Source organism: Pseudotenacibaculum haliotis (assembly GCF_042684245.1).
Classification (GTDB): Bacteria; Bacteroidota; Bacteroidia; order Flavobacteriales; family Flavobacteriaceae; genus Polaribacter; species Polaribacter haliotis_A.
This window is the reverse complement of the sequence record NZ_JBHULH010000008.1, coordinates 23,210-42,492: the sequence shown is the minus strand read 5'-3', so window position 1 is coordinate 42,492 and position 19,283 is coordinate 23,210. Positions and strand designations below refer to the sequence as shown.

The following is a 19,283-nucleotide window of genomic DNA, read 5'->3' as shown; positions in this document are numbered from 1 at the left end:
TTTTTATCTTTAAATAATGGAAATCCAAGATCTTTATCAACTTTATCAAAAGACCTACCTTGTAGATACAGATACAAGGAAAATCAGAAAAGGTTCTATTTTCTTTGCTTTAAAAGGAGAAAATTTCAATGGAAACAAGTTTGCTTCACAAGCCTTAGAAAAAGGAGCAAGCTATTGTGTTATTGATGAAAAAGATTTTGAGATAGCTGGAAAGACCATTTTGGTTGAGGATAGTTTAAAGGCTCTACAAGAATTGGCTAACTACCACCGTAAAGAGCTAGGCATTCCTATTGTTGGTCTAACAGGAAGTAATGGAAAAACCACTACGAAAGAGTTAATCCATTCTGTTTTAAAAACTCAGTTCAATACCGGAGCAACCTTAGGAAATTTGAACAATCATATTGGTGTTCCTCTGACTTTGCTATCATTTACCAAAGAAACAGAAATTGGTATTGTTGAAATGGGAGCCAATCATCAAAAAGAGATTGAATTTCTATGTGATATCGCTGAACCTGATTACGGTTATATTACAAATTTTGGAAAAGCACATTTAGAAGGTTTTGGAGGTGTTGAAGGAGTTATTAAAGGAAAATCTGAGCTGTATCGTTACTTGTTAAAGGACAACAAAACAGCATTTGTAAACCCTAAAGACGACAAGCAAGTTGAATTGACTGAAGGGCAGCAAAGAATATTTTTAAGCTCGGATCACTTAAGTGTAGTATCAACCCACCCATATCTTAAAATTTCTTACAAGAACACTCCAATACAAACTCATTTGGTTGGAGAATACAACCTCCCAAACATACTAGCTGCAATTTCTATTGGAGAGCATTTTGGTATTTCTGAAGAAAATATACAAAAGGCATTGGAACGTTATATTTCTAATAACAATCGCTCTCAAATTGTGGAGAAAAACAGCAATAAGATATTGTTAGACGCCTACAATGCAAACCCTTCGAGTACTTTGTTGGCTTTGGAGAACTTTAGTAAAGTTGACGCGAGTTCAAAAGTTGCTATTCTTGGAGACATGTTCGAGTTGGGAGTAGATGCTGATAGTGAACATCAGAGTATTGTTGATCAAGGAACAAAATTGAACATCGATCGTTTTATCTTTGTTGGAGCTCACTATTTTGAAACCAATGCTTCAGAAAAATATCAATCTTTTGAAGATTTAAAATCTCATTTGATCGATCATCCGATTCATGACAGTTTTATCTTGATCAAAGGTTCCAGAGGAATGGCCTTAGAACGTCTGCTTGATCTGATCAATTAATATGAGCCTTGTGGTACTCTATTAAGTTGTCTATAGGCCTTTGAATAACACCGGTAATTTCCAACTCGTATTTCTTAGCGATCTTTTCTAAAATGTCTCTAAAATAGTAGGCTATTGATCCAATAAAAAAGATAGGCGTATCATGCTTAGCTTCCAATGGAAGTATTCTGTATTTAAAGAACTCTCTAAAACCTTTTCTAATCGTCTTCTTTATGTATTTATCTTCTTTAAATTCAAACATGAATTTTGCAAAGCTTGCTAAATACATATTAGGATTCGGTTGCCTGTATAAGTTGAATTTGATCGTGTCTGCTTCGAGATCGAATTGCTTTTCAAACTCCTCAGCAATCCTCTTAGGCATTTTCTCGTAATAGTAATCCCTTATCAATTGCTTTCCAAAGTAGTTCCCGCTAGCTTCATCCATAAGTGAGTACCCTAAAGAAGCTACTTTCATATGCATAACCTCTCCATCAAAATAGCAACTATTAGAGCCTGTACCTAAAATACAAACTATGGCTGGCTTTTTCCCTGAAGCTGCATAAACAGCAGCCAGCATGTCTTCTGCGATATGAATTTTGGCATTTGTAAAGATGTCTTGCATCACACCTCTTAAAATCTCTACAGGTTTGGGTGTACCACAACCGGCTCCATAAAAATGAATCTCTTCTACTCTATCCTTACTATTGATGAGCTGAAACATGTTTATAATTCTGTTAGATAGTTCTTCTTGTGGAACAACCGCAGGGTTTAATCCTAAAGTTCTTACTCTAAAAAGTTCTTTCTTATTATTATCTAACGCAATCCAATCAGCTTTTGTAGAGCCACCATCTGCAATTAAAATCATACTATTTCTCTTTGTGGAACCAAATATATTATAACAAAACTTCTCGTACAACAATCCCAACAAACTCAAACGTTTTCGCTCATAAAATAATTTTAAAAACCTTATTTTTGTCAAAAGTTCCCATATGTTTTTTGTCAAAAAGAAAAAGATACAGGTCACAGAGTTTTTTACTGATAGTTTTGTCGACATACATTCACACCTTCTTCCTGGGATAGATGATGGTGCTAAAGATCTATCTCATAGCATTCAGTTGATCAAAACTATGTACTCTTACGGTATCAAAAACTTTATTACTACGCCTCATGTTTTGGGCGACGTATACCCTAATTCTTCAAAGGTTATCTTACAGAAAGTTGAAGAAGTAAGAGAGGAACTTAAAAAAGAGGGTCTAGAAGATATTAATTTTTCTGCAGCAGCGGAATACATGATGGACGAGCAGTTTATTGAACTCCTTAATGCAGGTGACCTTTTAACTTTAAAGGATGATTTCCTCTTAGTAGAGATGTCTTACTTTAGCGCTCCAATGAATTTATACGATGTATTATTCGATATCCAGTTAAAAGGCTATAAACCCGTTTTAGCTCACCCTGAACGTTATAATTTCTACCATAATAACTTTGACAGTTATTACAAATTGAAAAAGGCAGGTTGTTTATTTCAACTTAACTTTTTATCCCTTACCGATCAATACGGACCTCATGTTAAGAAGATTAGTCAAAAATTATTGGATTTAAACATGTATGATTTTGTGGGTACAGATACACATCATTCAAACCATTTGAATCTCTTAAAGACTTTAGCTACAGAGAAGAACAAAAAAAACTTAGAATCGTTAATGAAAAACAATTCTAAGTTCTTATAAAAATTCATTTATCTTTTTTAAGAATTTCTACTGAAAATCTTTTTATACCAAGGTTTTTCTACTACTACATAACCGTATCCATAACCTCCATATCCGTAACCATAACTACGTTTTGGATCTGTATCGTTAAGAACAATCGCCATATTAGGCAACTTCTTCTCGTTATATAATTCTTGTGGAACAGCTAATAGTCTCTTGTCTAAATAATTTGCTCTTACTACATACATAAACATATCGGCATATTTCCCTATCAATAATGTATCTGTTACTAGATTTACTGGAGCAGTATCTACAATAACGATATCGTATTCTTGCTTCACTATAGTAAAAAGATTTTCAATTCTCTTAGTCATTAATAATTCAGCCGGGTTTGGAGGTATTACACCTGAAGCTATAATATCTAATCCTTTTACTTCTGGAATAGAGAATATTAATTCTTCTAAAGTTATTTCTTCATTTGTAATATAATTGGTAACACCTTTTCTATCTGGTATTCCTAAATACTCAGTTACTTTTGGAGCTCTAAGATCCATACCCATTAATAGAACTTTCTTTCCTGATAATGCTAAAGTAGCTGCAATATTGATAGAGATAAAAGATTTCCCTTCTCCACTAGTAGTTGACGTTACAAAAATAGACTTGCTTTGTTTTCTATTGCTAGCTAGCATAAAATCAAGGTTTGTACGAATCAACCTAAAAGCTTCAGCAGTACTAGATCTAACATCGTTTCCAATAACAACCTTTTCTTTGCTTTCTGACTTAGGTACATCACCCAAGAACGGTACAGATAGTTGCGATTCAATATCATTCTTATTATGCACCTTTGTATCTAAGACATCAAAAATATAAATTATTACAAAAGGGATAATTAACCCTAAAAATAAAGCTACTAGATATACGATTTTATTTTTAGGTGAAACAGGAATGTTTAAACCATAAGCAACATCTATAATTTTTGCGTTGGAAACAGTAACAGCTAAGGAAATATCTGCTTCTTCTTTCTTTCTAAGTAAATATTGAAATAATCCACTTATAATTTCTTGTTGTCTTGCAATATCAATATAACCTCTCTCATTTTCAGGTATAGATTTTACTTTTGTAAGAATTTTTCTTTCTTCTTTTTGCAACTCATTAAGCTTCAATTCTAATGACTTAGAAATATTGGATAAACTCCTAAGTAAGGATGATCTTGCATTATTTATCTGCCCTTCTATTTGCAATAAAATTGGGTTTTTACTTCCTGCGCTTTCTTTGGTTAAATTTCTTTGCGAAATCAATTGATTAAAACTTTCTATTGCGTCAGATATAGCCTTGTTTTCAAAGCCATTTCCTGTAGGCAAGACATCAAATTTTGTTACTTCATCTCCTAACTTTTCTTCGATCCACTTTGCTAAGCTAAGCTGAGTGCGAGTTTTAATTACATCTTGATTTGTTTCTTTTAAAGTTTCTAATGCTAATTCAACTTCAACAGGAAGTCCTGTAAAATCTTTTGAAACCTTAAACTCTTTAACGCTATCCTGTATGATCGATAATTGCCTACCTATTGCATTTAATCTTGCATTAATAAATTCAATGGTTTTTTGAGATACTTGATTTTTATCATTTATGGCATCTATATTATATTGTTTAACCAACTCATTTAACACATCTTCTGCTTTCCTAAGAACTGGGTCTTTCAGTTTAAGTATTAAAACACTGGAATTTTTATTTACTGGAGATATATTAATTCGATTTCGATAACTATCTATAACTCTTGATTTTGGCACGACACGAACTACAATTTCACTTTCATCTATATTCGTCCTTTTCACTTTAAAGACACCTAGATCACTATTTATGATATCATTAAAATTATGAGATGATATTTTCTCTCCATCAGTGTTAGCTAAATCAAATTTAGTTTCGTCAATTATTTTTATATTAAAGATAGTATCCTTGACTTTTAGAATCTCAGCTTTGGAAATAAAATCGATTTGTATTGGTGAAGAAGATTTATAAACTTCTCTTTGTCTTACTCGACCTGATATGTAATGATATACATCTAATTTCAAAGAATCAACAACATTACCTATTATCTTTCTTGATTTTAATATCTCAATTTCATTATCAGTATTATTTAATGAGTTTCCTCCAACAATACCTAAATCCTTAAAGGCCTCTAATTCTGCCGAAAGTCCAGACTTCTTATTATCTTTAATTAAAATTGAAGCATTTGCACTATAAGTAGGTGTGGTATAACGTAAATACATAAATGCTAAACTGATAGAAACAATAATTCCTAAAGCGAACCATTTCCAATATCTAAGGTATTTTTCAATCTCAGCACGAATATTTATATCATTTTTTCCATTATTGAAATGACTCGGTAAATAATTTTGGCTATGTTGCATAGTAAATAGTAAATTATCTAGTTAAAACAGCTATTAAGGAAATAATAATTGACCCTATGGAAACAAATAGCCCTGTATTTTGATTTGTGGCAGCTGATTGTGCTTTAGCATTATTGGGCTCTACATATATCAAATCATTTTGCTCCAAATAATACACAGGAGAAGTAAAAGTTTTATTAGATAATAAATCTACAGTATATACCTTTTTTTGGTTCCCTTCTTCCCTTATTACTTTAACATTATATCTTTGACCGGATATATTCAAATCACCTGCTAAACCAATAGCCTCAGCAATAGTAATTCTCTCATTTGGAATAGTATACGTCCCTGGCAATCTAACATCTCCAGAAACTGTTATCTTAAAATTCGCAATTCTAATATTAATTGTAGGGTTTTTAACATACTCTGGATCTAGTTTCTTTTTAAATAATTCTATAACTTGTTCTCTAGTTAATCCTCCTATTTTGAGCTTTCCTAAGATCGGAAAATCAATTTCTCCTTTTGAATCAATCAAATACATTTGTTGCTGCGGAATACCTGTTGCTCTTGCTGTTGTTACATCAAAAGTTACTACAGGTAAATTAAAAGGTCTTACAGTTTCTAACTCTTGTGCAGAAATAACTATTTGTAATAAATCATCAGGTTTAAAAATTGTTTTATAGTTATTGGAGACAAGTGATTGGTCTATTTCATCATTTTGAAAATAAGTAATCTTCTTCTTTGAAACACAGGAACTTAAAATAAATGAAGATATAATTGATAATATGAATATCTTTTTCAACATAAATAGATTCTTAATTTTTAGCGAAAGTAGTATATTTTATTGATTTAGCTATCTTAGAGAGATAATCTTTTTGTGTTAGGTAATCTTTACTTTCTATAGATGTAAAACAATTAAAAATTTCTAAGTAGGGCTGATCTTTAATATCACTCATATCAATTACTTCATAGCAGTTATAACCATCAACCAAGTTTTTAGATTCATAATTTTCTATCAAAGACTCATTTATTTTCTCCCCTTTTAATAAATTTTCTTCTACAAATTGATTCTTTTTACCCTCTTCTGAGATAATTGCTTTTACTATATCTTTTATAAAAATGGGATCTCCCATTTTTATAAGGTACGTTGTGTTTTTGCTATTTAAAGTTAAAGTATTTAATAACGTTTTAGCTACCGTTTCAGGATAAATAAAAAACCTTTGTGTGTTTTTGTCTCTTACTGTTATCGTCTTATCATGTTTTATTAGCTTTTTTACCAGGGGGATTATTGAACCTAGAGATCCTATAACATTTCCAAATCTTATAATTTTAAATTGTATTGAATCATTCTTAGAGTACCTCAAATAAATTTCAGCCATTTTTTTTGTTAATCCCATTATACTTAAAGGTTCAACAGCTTTATCTGTAGAAACGAAGATGAATTCTTTTATATTGTTTTTTAGAGCCTCTAAAAAAACATTTTTTGTCCCTAAAAAATTATTTTTATAGGCTTCTATAGCATTTTCTTCCATTAAATCTAAATGCTTATAGGCTGCCGTATGTATGATTACATCAGGACTATATTCAATTAATAATTCTCGTATTCTATTCGAATCTTTTATATCTCCTATTTTATAAATAATTTCTGGGATCAATTCATCTTGATTCAGTTCATTCTTCAACTTAAAAATAGAGAATTCAGAAAAATCAAACACAATAACTCTTTTGACTTGACTTAAACTTAAGCTTTTTACAATTTCGGCACCAATAGTTCCCGCTCCACCAGTTATAAGGATAGTCTTATCAAGATATTTTTTATTGAACACATCCCATTTAACGTGAGTGCTTTCCTTTTGCTTTTGTTGATATTTGAAAAGATTATCCAGCATTAAAAAGATTTAAAGTTTTAGCTATTCTTGACTTGTCTTTTTCAGATAGATTTGTGCTAGAAGGCAAAGCTAATCCATTTTCATATATCTGATTGCAAATTCCACTACCATAAAAAAGGCAATTTTTGTATATAGATTGTAAATGTAATGGATACCATAACTCTCTATACTCTATTCTCTCCTTTTTAAATTCATTCTTAAGTTTTTCTAAAGATGAAATTGAATTAGACCTAATACAATTTAGCCAATAATTAGAATATACATCTTGTGATTCTTGTTTTAAAGTAAATGGAGTTGCTTCTTTAAGCAAGGAAAAGTAAAATTGATTAAGTTGTCTCTTCTGTTTAACTCTCTCTTCTAAGGACTCAATCTGAGCTATACCTATCCCTGCTAAAACATTACTCATTCTATAGTTATATCCTAACATGTCATGTTTATATCCTTCATTGCTTTCTTTGGCCTGAGTTGCATAGTGCAATGCTTCATCCTTTTGTTTTTTAGAATTCAACAACATTGCTCCTCCTGCTGAAGTTGTGACTATTTTATTTCCATTAAAAGAATATATAGCAATATCTCCAAATCCTCCACAGTTTGTTCCATAATATAAAGAACCTAGAGCTTCAGCGGCATCTTCTATAATGGGTACATCATATTTTTCTGCAATAGAGCTTATCTCTTTCCATCGAGCCGGCATACCATAACTGTCGGTTACGATAATAGCTTTGGGCTTTTTTTTCTTATTAATACATTCTTTAATTGCTTTCTCAAGGTAATATGGATTCATATTCCATGTTTGCTCTTCACTATCAACAAAAACTGGTATTGCTCCCAAATACTTAACAGGGTTAACAGAAGCACAAAATGAGAAGGATTGACAAATTACTATGTCTTCTTTTTTAACCCCTAACAATATCAATGAAAGATGAATGGCAGAAGTTCCCGAATTAACACATAAAACTTCTTTTTTTTTACAAAAAGCCGCAATTTTTTTTTCAAACCTATCTACATTCCCTCCCCCTGTAGTAATCCAATTATCGGCGAATGCATCTTCTATATAACACAATTCGCGATTAGAAATATGTGGCTTAAGTAAATCTATTTTAGTCTTCAAAAAAAATAGTTTTTAACAAATATCTTAAATCATTTCTAAAACTATAGTTTAAAACATAATTTTTATTAATCTTTACCTTATCTGGAAAAATAACTTCTTTGATATATTTTTGGGGCTCAACTACATTTTTTAAAAGCTCTTCTTCATTCCTATATTTTAATGATGCTGGTCCAGTAATTCCAGGTTTTACGCTTAAAATAATTTTATCTTCTTCATTAAGTTGATCTGCAAAACCCTCAACATCTGGACGAGGTCCAACAAGACTCATTTCTCCTATTAAAACATTGAACAGTTGCGGGTATTCATCAAACTTGTATGTTCTTAACTTGCTCCCAAAAGCACTAGCCTCTCCTTTTTTATTTAAGGTTCTAATTTTATATATCACAAAAGGAATTCCTTTATAGCCTATTCTCTTCTGAGAAAAAAGCCCAAAGAGCTTTGTATCTATTGTTGATATTATAATTAAAATTAGTATCGGGAAAAAGAGAGCAATGAGTAGAAGAAAAGAAATAATAAAATCAAATACTCTCTTAACTATTTTATCTTTTAATTTCAATAGGGTTTAATTGCTTCTTGCTCCTCTAAAAAGAACATTTTTAAACGCGAGGAAAAAATACTTCAAATCAGTTTTAAAAGGTGCTTTTTTATATGCATCCAAATACTTTTTCTCAGAATCCATTATTTCATCCATAGTTTTGGGTAGATCTACATAGAAAGGAGGTATGAATCCAGGTTTATTTTGTATTCTTTTCTCTTGTAGTTCTTTATCATACAAACTATAAAAATGTGGACTTAAAGGTCTTACACCTACAATTTTCATATCGCCTTTTAAAATATTTACCAACATTGGTAGTTCATCTATCCAAAATTTCCTTAAAACTCTACCTTCAGGCGATATTCTAAAATCGTCTTTAATTTTCCCTCCTTCTTGAAGATTATTCTTTTTGTAAACATACTCTTGGAGGTATTCAGAAAAAGGGTGCATTGTTCTTAACTTATATACATTAAATTTCTCTCCATTTTTACCCACCCTTTTTAATTTAATAATAGGTCCATATGTAGGGTCTGTATCAAAAGAAGGTTCTTTAACTTTTTTTGCAACAAAATATAAATAGTTGTTAATAGACTTTTCATCTACTATCTCAAAACCACATGAATACAAACGACCATAAGTTTCTGCTCTAGATACAACTCTTCCCTTTCCTTTTGTTAAATAGAAGTATATTTTTTTTGTGATAAAAAGTTTGGGGAAAATTCTAGTAAATATCATATCCGTAATATACACAACCCGATTAATAATTGGTGGGTATTTATTTAAAATTGCTTTTCTCCTATTGGGATATGTTTCTACTTTACCAAAGTAAAGTCCAGAATTTGGCAATCTAGAATTGATAGTTTCAAAAAATTTATTGATATATCTAGCATCATTAACTTTTTTTAAATTAATGATAGAAGAATATTTATTATCATTTAATTTTTCAATGTTAAATTGAGTAGAAGTTGATGTGAAATAATTTGTCTCAAGGCAAAAATCAAAATACTTCTTTATAAAGTTTAAAACTTCATAGTTATTATCAACTTCTTTTAAAATCAGTTGACTGATTTCGTCTTGCGTTTTCTCACAATCTTTCAGTGCAGTTATAAAATCAAACTCGTTTATCATAGAATTCGATTTATTTTTCTTCTTTATAGCCAACACCCCCATTGTTTTAAAATATTTGGTTAGTTACTTTAGGAGGACACATGACAAATATATAAAATTAAAACAAATTCAAAACAAGGGGTTTTCCCCTAAATTAACAAAAAGGTTAAAATTAGTATATAAGACACACTATATCAAGTTCTCTAAAAATTAGAATTTATAAAGAATCCCTAATGATGTATTAGGTAAAATATCTTGATCTCCTTGATAGATATCCCAACCTATGATTGTTGAAATATCAAATACTAGTTTTATTCTTTTTGACATTGTAAAAACATTAGAGATTCCCATATTACCGTGAACATTTATCCTATCATAAACCTTATGATAAAAAAGTCCTGGCCCTGCATGAAGTAGTATCATATAAATTCTATCTCGCTTCTCTTTTGAGAAAAAATTTCTAATATCTAAAACTCCTTCAATAGAATAAAAGTCATAAGTATATCTAATTTCATCTGCTATGGTACGAAAGTACCTTCCTTGATACCCAACTCTTAAAGCAACATCTTTTGTGATCCATTTCCCAAAAGACAATTTATAAACTGGTGAATAATTAGATGATACAAAATCTTCACTCTTAATTCCAGACATTTGTACTCCGTAGCTAAAACTTGCAAACCACTTGTTACCCTCTGAACGATCAAGCTTTATATCTGAATTAGATTGAGCGCAAAGACTTGTACAATTGGAAACTATAAAAAAGATTAAGGCTATAGAAGTTAGAAAAGTTTTCATAACAGAAATATAACATTAATAGAGTTTCTTCATTTTGTTAATAGTCTCAATAGTTCCTTTAAAATCTAGACCAATAATTTCTAAATACCATTTTAAAGAATTATATCTTGGCTGATTCTCTTCATATATCTTTGACAATGCTTCTTCTCTAGTAATCATACCTTCACGTATTTGATTACTTCTAAAAGTATCATTCTCACTAAACCCAGCCACAAGCGTGTAGACATAATTATAAAAACTTGCTGTTCCGTCTCCTATCCTCCAAGTAGAATCTGTATCGATAGATGTTTCCCATTGATATTTGTTTATAATCGTATCTTCTACGGTTTTCTCATCCCAAAGCATGTAATCAAACAAGTGATAATAATCTGTCTTCTTAGCTAAATATCTAGAGGCAAAAGACCCTAGTGAATCTAACATAGATTGATTGATATATCCTGGACTTTGAATTATATTTTTCCCTACAAAGGAGAATAGTTTCAATTGATTTTTAACCGAAAGTGAGTAAATTTTATCTTTATCAAACTCTGGAGCTAAACCTCCAAAACCTGTTTTAAAGTCGGTATTCTCAAGGTGATTTATCCCCCAAATATTAAGCTTGATATTTGTCTGCTTTTTAACTTTATCTGCGTAGTAAAAGAAAAATTTATCTCCAGCCATAAATAATGGAATCATTCCTAAGGCTGGTTTTTTCAACCAAGCTTTAATATTCTTTCTAATGTTTGCTCTTTTCCAATGTATATCTGCTGCAACAATAATATTCTCAACACCTAATTCTCCACAAATTCTTGCAATATTTCTTCTTGCAAGATCTGTTACCATCCCCCAATCGTATGTGAATGCAATTGGATTTAGTCCTAATTCTTCTTTTATAATATGTAAAACATACATACTATCTCTCCCTCCACTAAATGGCACTAAACAATCAGGTGTTCCATCTTTACTTCTATAAGGTTCAACCAAAGCTTTTAGTTCGTCTAAAGATTTTGTTTTACTTTTCTTTTTATAATTTTTACAGTAATTACACTCACCATCATTAGGATCAAAAACTATAAAAGGAAAAGTCTCTGGCAATATACATGTTGTACATCTTTTTAGCTCTCTGATCTTATCCTCTGGGTAAATTAAAAGACTCTTTTCCCTTTCTGCATTAGAATTTAGATGAATCTTATTGAGATCTAAAACTGTAGAAATTTGTTTTTCGTGTGATGGCTCACTATACAAATTAATGTCTCTTTTAGTTTCCATAAACACTTCAGGTGTCTTGGTATCTATAAGCTTATCAAAAGATGCTTTACTAAAAGTAAATTCTTCCAAATCTAGAGACAACATTTCATTTGCTTTAAGTTGAAAGAATTCGAAAGTACCAATCTTACTTTCTAATGACATTTTATTTATCAATCCATTTAACATAGCCCTCTCAGAAGCAAAGTATATAATATCTTTATTGTTATGGAGTACATATAAAGACCCATTGTTTGTAGCCAAAACAAACTTATTAAGATCGTCAAAAGCTACAGCAATAGAAGCGGTACCAAAAACTTTATCTATCGTATTTTTAATAGACAATTCAAGGCTATTCTTCTTATTAAGCTCATCTCTAATTAAAGAAGGTAAAACTTCAGTATCAATTTCATAATCTCTTTTTAACTGAGGATTCTTTTCCCATAACTCATCAACATTTACTACAATACCATTATGAATACATATAATACCGTCTTTTACAACTGGTTGATTATTCTCATCCTCTAACTGGGTTCCGTTGGTCACTAATCTAGCATGCCCAAATGCAAATTTGAGATTATTATCATTTACCTTTGAAAAAACACCATCAATATTCTTTTTAACCTTACCTCTTGCTAATAACTTATTTGCAGGTATTGGTCCTTTTACAATATCAAAACTATTCGTTGTATGATTTAGTGTACATAAACCAGATGAATCTTTCCCTCTAGTTTCTGAAAGCTTAGCAATTGTATTTAAGGATTTCTTTAAAAACTGATTGTTATACTTAGCTTCTTTTTTTGCTATGACTCCAAATATTCCACACATACTTATATAAACTTATTTTGATAATCTGGGGATTCCTTTAATATCTCTTTTGATTTTGGATAGCTTTCTATTAACCAGATTAAAAATGAATTAGGTTCTATCTTTCCTTCTAGGAATTTATCTCTTTGACTTTTATAATAGTTTGGTACTTCCTTTTGTTTTTTAAGAATAGATACCATTCTTTCTTTTATTTCTTCATATGATGAAAGGTGGTGTAACAGATCATGATCGTTAGCATCTTTAAGATATCCCATCAAAGGAAGGCTATTTACATAAATAGAGGGGGTTCCTAACATTGCACATTCAGATGCCATAGTTCCTCCTTCTCCAACATACAAACTAGTATAAGCTAAGACATGGTGAATATCGTTTGCCTTGATCTTTAATTGATATTTCTTTAGCTCTTCCGGAAGTTCTCCTTCAGAAGATATATATACATTTGCATACTTTTCTGCTTCACTTATTAAACTTATTTTATCTTCTATTGATAATCCTTTTTGACCTATATCATGGAATGCTCCCCAAGATACGTAGCGAAATAAAACAAATGGCTTAGATATATCAATCCCTAAAGATTTCATTAAATCTGGATTAGGAATAAATCTTTTCTTATGAAGATAAAATAGCTCCATAAAACCTTTGAACTTAAAATGATTCTTCCCCATGTCTTTATAAAAAGACAACGGTGTTAAGATCATATTTGTAAATGGTTTATAGAGCAACATATTAGCAGTAGCATGCTCTGTATCTTCAAAAGTGATATGAGGTTTTCTAAATAAGAAACAATTATGTGCTGCATAACTTGACGAAAAGCTTACAACAATATCTGGTTTAAACTTGATAAATTGCTTAAACATTAAAAAGTCGGCATAAATTACATATAAAATCTTTCCTATAATACCTTTGCCCAAGTTACCTTTACCCATATTATAATATGGCAATCCTAATTCTTCCAATAATAGAAATGACACATCTTTATCCCTTGCTGTAATATGAACTTCATGGCCTTTATTTTTCATTTCAAAAATGAAGTTCTTAAAGTAATGAACATTTGCTGGGTGGGCTACATCAACTAAAATCTTCATAAGTCAATTTTTTTAATTCTTCTTTTGTTGGGTAATTAATTAAAACAGCATTTCTTGGACCATGGTATACAAACAAAGAGCCCGCACTAGCCGCAGATGCATATCCTACTTCAATAACTTTTTCTATATCTTGTAAACTCCCAGCTCCTCCTAATGCAACAACAGGTATTGATAAAGAATTGGACACTTTTTTTACTAAATCAATATCATAACCCGACATCATTCCATCATTATCGATAGAATTTAATATGATTTCTCCAGCCCCTAAATCTTCAATCTTTTTTGCATATTCTACTGGGTCTTCACCAATAGATTTTGTTCCTCCGTATATGTATACTTGTTGCCCTTTTAAGAATTTTTTCTTTACATCAATAGACACTACTATCGTTGAGCTTCCAAATTCGTTGACAGCGTCTTTTACAAAAGAAGGATTAAGATAGGCATGGGTATTCAAAACTACTTTTTCAGCCCCAGCATTGATAATTTCTTTAATATCTGATACAGATTTTATTCCTCCTCCAACACTAAAGGGCATATTAGCTTCAGCTCCAACATTTTTCACAAAATCTAATGACACTTTTCTCGATTCACTACTTGCAGTTATATCTAAAAAAACCAACTCATCTGCTCTTAGATCATTAAAGATTTTAACAGCATTGATTGGGTCTCCTATGTATCTAGACTTTTTAAACTTTACTGTTTTAACAAGTCCTTTGTTTTTTAATAAAAGTGCAGGTATTACACGTGGTCTATACATCTACTAAATTTTTTCAACAAAATTTTTAATTAGTCTTAGTCCTTTGTCGTGACTCTTTTCTGGATGAAATTGTGTCCCGAAAATATTCTCTTTTTGCACCATCGAAGTAAAATCGATAGAATATTTTGTTCTTCCTAAAATATCATCGGATTCAAAGCATTTCATATAATAACTGTGAACAAAATAAAACAATTCTGATTGAGTTATCCCATCTAAAAACGGGCTGTTATCTTTGGATATACTTATAGAATTCCATCCCATATGAGGTACTTTCCATCTAGATTTTTTTTTCATTTCAAATTTAACAACCTCTGCATCTATCCAGTTAAGGCCTTCTACATTTCCTTCATAAGAGAATCTAGAGAAAAGCTGCATTCCCAAACAAATACCTAAAACAGGGGTCTTATTATCAATCACTTTATGATTTAGTATACCAAGGTAATCATAGTCTCTAAGCTTATTCATTCCATTACTAAAATGACCAACGCCAGGAAGCACTAATTTATCTGCCAGCTCTATATCTTTTTTGGATTCACTTATTTTAACTTTAGATGTTACCCTTTTAAAGGATTTATACACCGAACCCAAATTCCCCATTCCATAGTCAACTATTACTATCATTTAACTCTATTTCTATTAAACTCTGTCCAATAACTCTTTATTTTCTTACTATGATCTACACCATATTTCAGGTAGAATATATGAGGAAATATATTTAAATAACAAGCAATTTTAATAGGGTTTCTTAATAATTGAATTAAAGGATAATACGTTTTATAATCTAAAAACGATTTATTTGGGGCTTTCATAATTGCATCAAAATCTTCATCACTCAATTCCAATTTATTTTTTGTGTAATCTACAATTCCATCTTCAACTGGATAAGGATGACTAACTTCTTCTAATGCTTCCTCTCTTGTCATATTACCAGATCTTATTTTAGCAGAACATTCTCTTTTTCTTTTATCTATATGAAACTTCTCATTTAAATAATACGATTGGAAAAATTTTGTAAAAATAGATTCGTGGTGGTGTCCTCCTGGGTCTTCCCACCCTAATTCTTCTTTATTTAGCTTTCTAGCCATTTCTTTGCTATAATCTATATATTCAAGTGGCCTTACAAGTTTCACCCTTCTAACAAAGAAATAGTAAATTAAATGGAACAATGATAAAATAGGAAAACTCTTAGATTTTTTCTTCCCATATTTTTTCTGAACATTTCTTAGATATCTCCCATCATGATAAGTCCATCCTAATGGAGTTGTACCCTCTGCTCTTGAAGCTTGCCCTTCAATAATATATTTTATGTTCTCTTTTGCAGCGACTTTAAGTAAAACAGAAATAATAGCATAATCTGTTGGAACTTCTGCATCTGGTGTTGAAGATTTTAAAAAAGCTACTTGTAAATCTTTAAACTCTTCCCAATCTGCCACTAAAGTATACAAATCAATCCCTAGCTTGTTTGTAGCATTCTTAATATTCTTAACTGCAATTTCAGAATTCCAACCATTGTCAAAATGCACAGCTAAAGGTCTTAATCCTAATTGTTTTACAAAATGTAAGGTATAAGTACTATCTGTTCCTCCACTAACACCTACTATACAATCGTACTTTTTTCCCTTTCCTTTTCTTTTTATCTTTTTAACTATATCATCTAAGAGCTTTTTCCCTTCTTCCTTTGCAGGGTATTGCTTCATGATTTCATCATTAATTTTACAATAGTTACATACCCCTTGCTCATCAAAAAATATTTCAGGTACGGTTGTATCTAATATACATTTGGAACAAACTTGTGTTTTCATCCTTTATTTCGTTTAATTCTTCTTATAATTTATGATTAGACTCAAATATTAAATACTTAGATCAGATTTCTATGTACTAAATATCAGTCTCTTTTTTTATTTACGATACTTTAATCAATAAACTTTCTAAACCAGACTTCAATATTAATCCATTTCCAAATTTCAGGGGAAATATCAACTTCACCATTTAAGTGCTTTATATATTGAGCATTGGCTATTTTACTATCAAAAATACCTCGATTTTTAAATTCTTCAGAATTTATTAATTCTAATATGTACTTTTTAAACATCTCAGTCCTGAACCACTTTTCACGTGGATTTGAAAATCCTTTTTTGTCTTTTCTATTGGCAATTTTTTGAGGAAGTACATCTAATAACGCTTCTCTTAATATATGCTTAGTTTCTCCATTTCTAATTTTATAACTTGAAGGTAAGGATAAAGTAGCTTCAACTAATCTGTAATCTAAAAAAGGGACTCTTGACTCAATAGAGAAATGCATAGAATTGAGATCTTCCCACCTTAACAGGTGTTCAAGCTTATATTCAAAATGTTGTACTAAAGACTCATTTAAATCTTTTGGTTTATATAACATTTTATTTACACTTAGATCGGCCTTAAATTCGTCAAAAAGAGATTTATTTATAGAAGGATAAATATTTTTACTTATCTTGGTTTGAGCCTTAGGTGGTAAGGCATAGTATATCAAATATTTCAGAACATCTAATGAACCATGCTTCTTGAAATAGCTTACGTTTTCTTTTAATAACTTCAAAAGCTTCATTTTTTTTATAAGCTCCAAGTAATATACACTAAAAAAATTATGGTATCCTGCTAATTGCTCGTCTGCACCTTGCCCATCCAATGTCACTTTTACTCTTTCGGATGCTAATTCCATAACTTTAAATTGAACATAAGGTCCTAAGTCTGGACAAGGCTCATTATGTGCGTCAATAAAAGACTCAAAATCTTCAAAAAAAGTTTCAGCATTTGGAGAAGTATAGTACATATTCTTCACAGATGATTTATACTCATTAATATACCCGCTTTCATCTGTCGGTTCATCAGCTCCATAAACTGCTGAAAAAGTATTTAGCTCTTTAAGGTCAAAATCTTCAACGAGAACTGAAGTAATTGATGATGAGTCTATTCCCCCACTTAAAGAAACTCCAACGGGGACATCTGCCCTCAACCTTAGTTTAATTGAATCGTTAAATAATTTTCGATATTCTTCAGAAGTTAAACTTTTATCACTATTTATTCTTTCTTCTAAATTATACCACCTACTAAAAGTAACTTCTTTTCCATTTAGCTTCAAGAATGATCCATGCTGCATTTTTTTAACATTCTTGAAAAAAGTCTCGGTACGATGATCTGTTCTATTGAACATCAAATAATCGTATATTATTTTTAAGTTTGCTTCTCTAGGAATGAAGGGTAGGATAGACTTAATTTCTGAGGCAAAAATAAACTGGTCGTCATCCATATAATAATAGAAAGGCTTAATTCCATATCTATCTCTTGCCGCAAAAACTTGCTGTTTTTCTTTGTCATATATCGCAAAAGCAAACATTCCATTGAATTTATCTAAACAAGCTTCACCCCATTTTTGATAAGCAGCCAATACTACTTCAGTATCAGTTCCTGTCTTAAAGTGAAATTCCTCCTTTAATTCGTCTCTTATTTCTATATAATTATATACTTCTCCATTAAATACTATCACAAAACGATTATCGTGACTATGCATAGGTTGGTGTCCAGCACTGGTTAAATCTAAAATACTTAACCTTACAAAACCAAATCCTATATTATTATCAATAAAGACTCCTTCATCATCAGGGCCACGATGCTTCATTTTATGCATCATTAACCTTAAGTCTTTTTCTTCAACCTTATTGTTATTAAAGTTGATAATTCCCGAAATTCCACACATATACTTTTAGCTTAAATAACTTTTGATGCCTTCTATTAATAATTTTTGTTGCTTATTCCTAAAATATTTAGTTACCTCTCTTGGAAACGGTCTTTCTCTCTTTATAAATCTTGTTTTTATATAACCGTAAGTTAATATCAATGTTGAGATAACATAGGGTTTATCTGTGATCCTGTAAATTAACTTTAACAAAAAATACCAAGAATGATAAGGGATTTTACCACAATATCTCCCAACGTTATAATATTTTTTGACAAAACCTTGAGATGCCCCTTCTTCTTCTAAGTGGTCAAACCAAACATCTAAAACTTTAGTTTTCCAACCTTTATTTTGAGCAATGATATTGTCTATTGTATCCCAACCTGTAGTCAACTGAAGTCCTCCTATATCCAAATAACATTCTCTACGATAAAATTTAGTAGCTCCTCTAGTTAGGTCTTCATAAATATTTTTCTCCTTTTTTCCTTCATATATTAAAGACCCTGATGCTATACCTAACTTTGGATCTAATTTAAAATGACTTATAACTTTTTCAAAAAAATCCTCAGGCAATAATAGATCACCATCAAGTTTTGAAAAAAAATCATATTCTTTGAATTCTATTGATTGAAGGTATGTATTTATAATTGACGCTATCCTAGCTCCTTTTTCTTCAGTAGTGATTTTTGTATTCTTACAATATTTTATCCACTCATATTGTTTAGAATATTTCTTTACTATTTCTAGTGTACTATCTACAGAATTATCATCAACAATTAGCCACTCTTTAGGTAAAGTTGTTTGTTGAACTACAGACTCTATTGTTTTCTCAATAACATCCTCTTCATCCTTAACAGATGTAATTATGACGTAATTATAATTTTTCATAGTT

Annotated in this window: 17 protein-coding genes; 2 read left to right on the top strand and 15 right to left on the bottom strand. The window is 30.6% G+C overall.

What is annotated here, in order from left to right:
- Positions 1-16: 16 nt before the first annotated feature.
- On the top strand, positions 17-1,273 hold the full coding sequence (locus ACFSRZ_RS12040; protein WP_379666818.1) for a UDP-N-acetylmuramoyl-tripeptide--D-alanyl-D-alanine ligase: 1,257 nt from the start codon (positions 17-19) through the stop codon (positions 1,271-1,273).
- Here the strand turns inward: ACFSRZ_RS12040 and ACFSRZ_RS12035 are convergent.
- The gene (locus ACFSRZ_RS12035) at positions 1,266-2,117 is read right to left on the bottom strand and encodes an N-acetylglucosamine kinase (RefSeq protein WP_379666817.1); all 852 of its coding nucleotides are present in this window, start codon (positions 2,115-2,117) and stop codon (positions 1,266-1,268) included. The two genes, ACFSRZ_RS12040 and ACFSRZ_RS12035, sit on opposite strands and share 8 nt — an antisense overlap.
- Before the next feature lie 124 nt (positions 2,118-2,241).
- Here ACFSRZ_RS12035 and ACFSRZ_RS12030 point away from each other — a divergent pair, with 124 nt between their 5' ends.
- On the top strand, positions 2,242-2,979 hold the full coding sequence (locus tag ACFSRZ_RS12030) for a tyrosine-protein phosphatase (RefSeq protein WP_379666816.1): 738 nt from the start codon (positions 2,242-2,244) through the stop codon (positions 2,977-2,979).
- Between the two features lie 17 nt (positions 2,980-2,996).
- On the opposite strand, the gene ACFSRZ_RS12025 is transcribed toward ACFSRZ_RS12030, so the two are convergent.
- From ACFSRZ_RS12025 to ACFSRZ_RS11960, 14 genes are all read right to left on the bottom strand, one after another.
- Entirely contained in the window at positions 2,997-5,369 is a 2,373-nt protein-coding gene (locus tag ACFSRZ_RS12025) for a GumC family protein (protein ID WP_379666815.1), read from the bottom strand.
- 13 nt (positions 5,370-5,382) lie between these two features.
- The gene (locus ACFSRZ_RS12020) at positions 5,383-6,153 is read right to left on the bottom strand and encodes a polysaccharide biosynthesis/export family protein (RefSeq protein WP_379666814.1); all 771 of its coding nucleotides are present in this window, start codon (positions 6,151-6,153) and stop codon (positions 5,383-5,385) included.
- A 10-nt stretch (positions 6,154-6,163) separates the two neighbouring features.
- The gene (locus ACFSRZ_RS12015) at positions 6,164-7,237 is read right to left on the bottom strand and encodes a polysaccharide biosynthesis protein (protein ID WP_379666813.1); all 1,074 of its coding nucleotides are present in this window, start codon (positions 7,235-7,237) and stop codon (positions 6,164-6,166) included.
- Positions 7,227-8,348 carry an aminotransferase class I/II-fold pyridoxal phosphate-dependent enzyme gene (locus ACFSRZ_RS12010; protein WP_379666812.1) on the bottom strand — a complete coding sequence of 374 codons (1,122 nt, stop codon included), beginning with the start codon at positions 8,346-8,348 and terminating at the stop codon, positions 7,227-7,229. The genes ACFSRZ_RS12015 and ACFSRZ_RS12010 overlap by 11 nt, the downstream gene beginning before the upstream one ends.
- Positions 8,338-8,904, bottom strand: coding sequence for a sugar transferase (locus ACFSRZ_RS12005; protein WP_379666811.1), 567 nt, complete (start codon positions 8,902-8,904; stop codon positions 8,338-8,340). Before ACFSRZ_RS12005 ends, ACFSRZ_RS12010 begins: the two co-directional genes overlap by 11 nt.
- 6 nt (positions 8,905-8,910) lie before the next feature.
- On the bottom strand, positions 8,911-10,053 hold the full coding sequence (locus ACFSRZ_RS12000; RefSeq protein WP_379666810.1) for a sugar transferase: 1,143 nt from the start codon (positions 10,051-10,053) through the stop codon (positions 8,911-8,913).
- A 147-nt stretch (positions 10,054-10,200) separates the two neighbouring features.
- Positions 10,201-10,785 (bottom strand): hypothetical protein, encoded by a 585-nt coding sequence (locus ACFSRZ_RS11995; RefSeq protein ID WP_379666809.1) that lies wholly within the window; start codon positions 10,783-10,785, stop codon positions 10,201-10,203.
- A gap of 15 nt (positions 10,786-10,800) precedes the next feature.
- Entirely contained in the window at positions 10,801-12,837 is a 2,037-nt protein-coding gene (locus tag ACFSRZ_RS11990) for a hypothetical protein (RefSeq protein ID WP_379666808.1), read from the bottom strand.
- Positions 12,838-12,839: 2 nt separating this feature from the next.
- Positions 12,840-13,922, bottom strand: a complete 1,083-nt coding sequence (locus ACFSRZ_RS11985; protein ID WP_379666807.1) for a DUF354 domain-containing protein — start codon at positions 13,920-13,922, stop codon at positions 12,840-12,842.
- Complete coding sequence (locus ACFSRZ_RS11980) at positions 13,906-14,679, bottom strand: AglZ/HisF2 family acetamidino modification protein (protein WP_379666806.1); 774 nt, start codon at positions 14,677-14,679, stop codon at positions 13,906-13,908. Before ACFSRZ_RS11980 ends, ACFSRZ_RS11985 begins: the two co-directional genes overlap by 17 nt.
- A 3-nt stretch (positions 14,680-14,682) precedes the next feature.
- Entirely contained in the window at positions 14,683-15,300 is a 618-nt protein-coding gene (gene hisH / locus ACFSRZ_RS11975) for an imidazole glycerol phosphate synthase subunit HisH (protein ID WP_379666805.1), read from the bottom strand.
- Positions 15,297-16,481, bottom strand: a complete 1,185-nt coding sequence (locus tag ACFSRZ_RS11970) for an N-acetyl sugar amidotransferase (protein WP_379666804.1) — start codon at positions 16,479-16,481, stop codon at positions 15,297-15,299. Before ACFSRZ_RS11970 ends, hisH begins: the two co-directional genes overlap by 4 nt.
- Positions 16,482-16,591: 110 nt before the next feature.
- Positions 16,592-18,412, bottom strand: a complete 1,821-nt coding sequence (asnB, locus tag ACFSRZ_RS11965) for an asparagine synthase (glutamine-hydrolyzing) (RefSeq protein WP_379666803.1) — start codon at positions 18,410-18,412, stop codon at positions 16,592-16,594.
- A gap of 6 nt (positions 18,413-18,418) precedes the next feature.
- A complete protein-coding gene (locus ACFSRZ_RS11960) occupies positions 18,419-19,279 on the bottom strand; it encodes a glycosyltransferase (RefSeq protein ID WP_379666802.1) in 861 nt (286 codons plus the stop codon).
- Positions 19,280-19,283 lie beyond the last annotated feature (4 nt).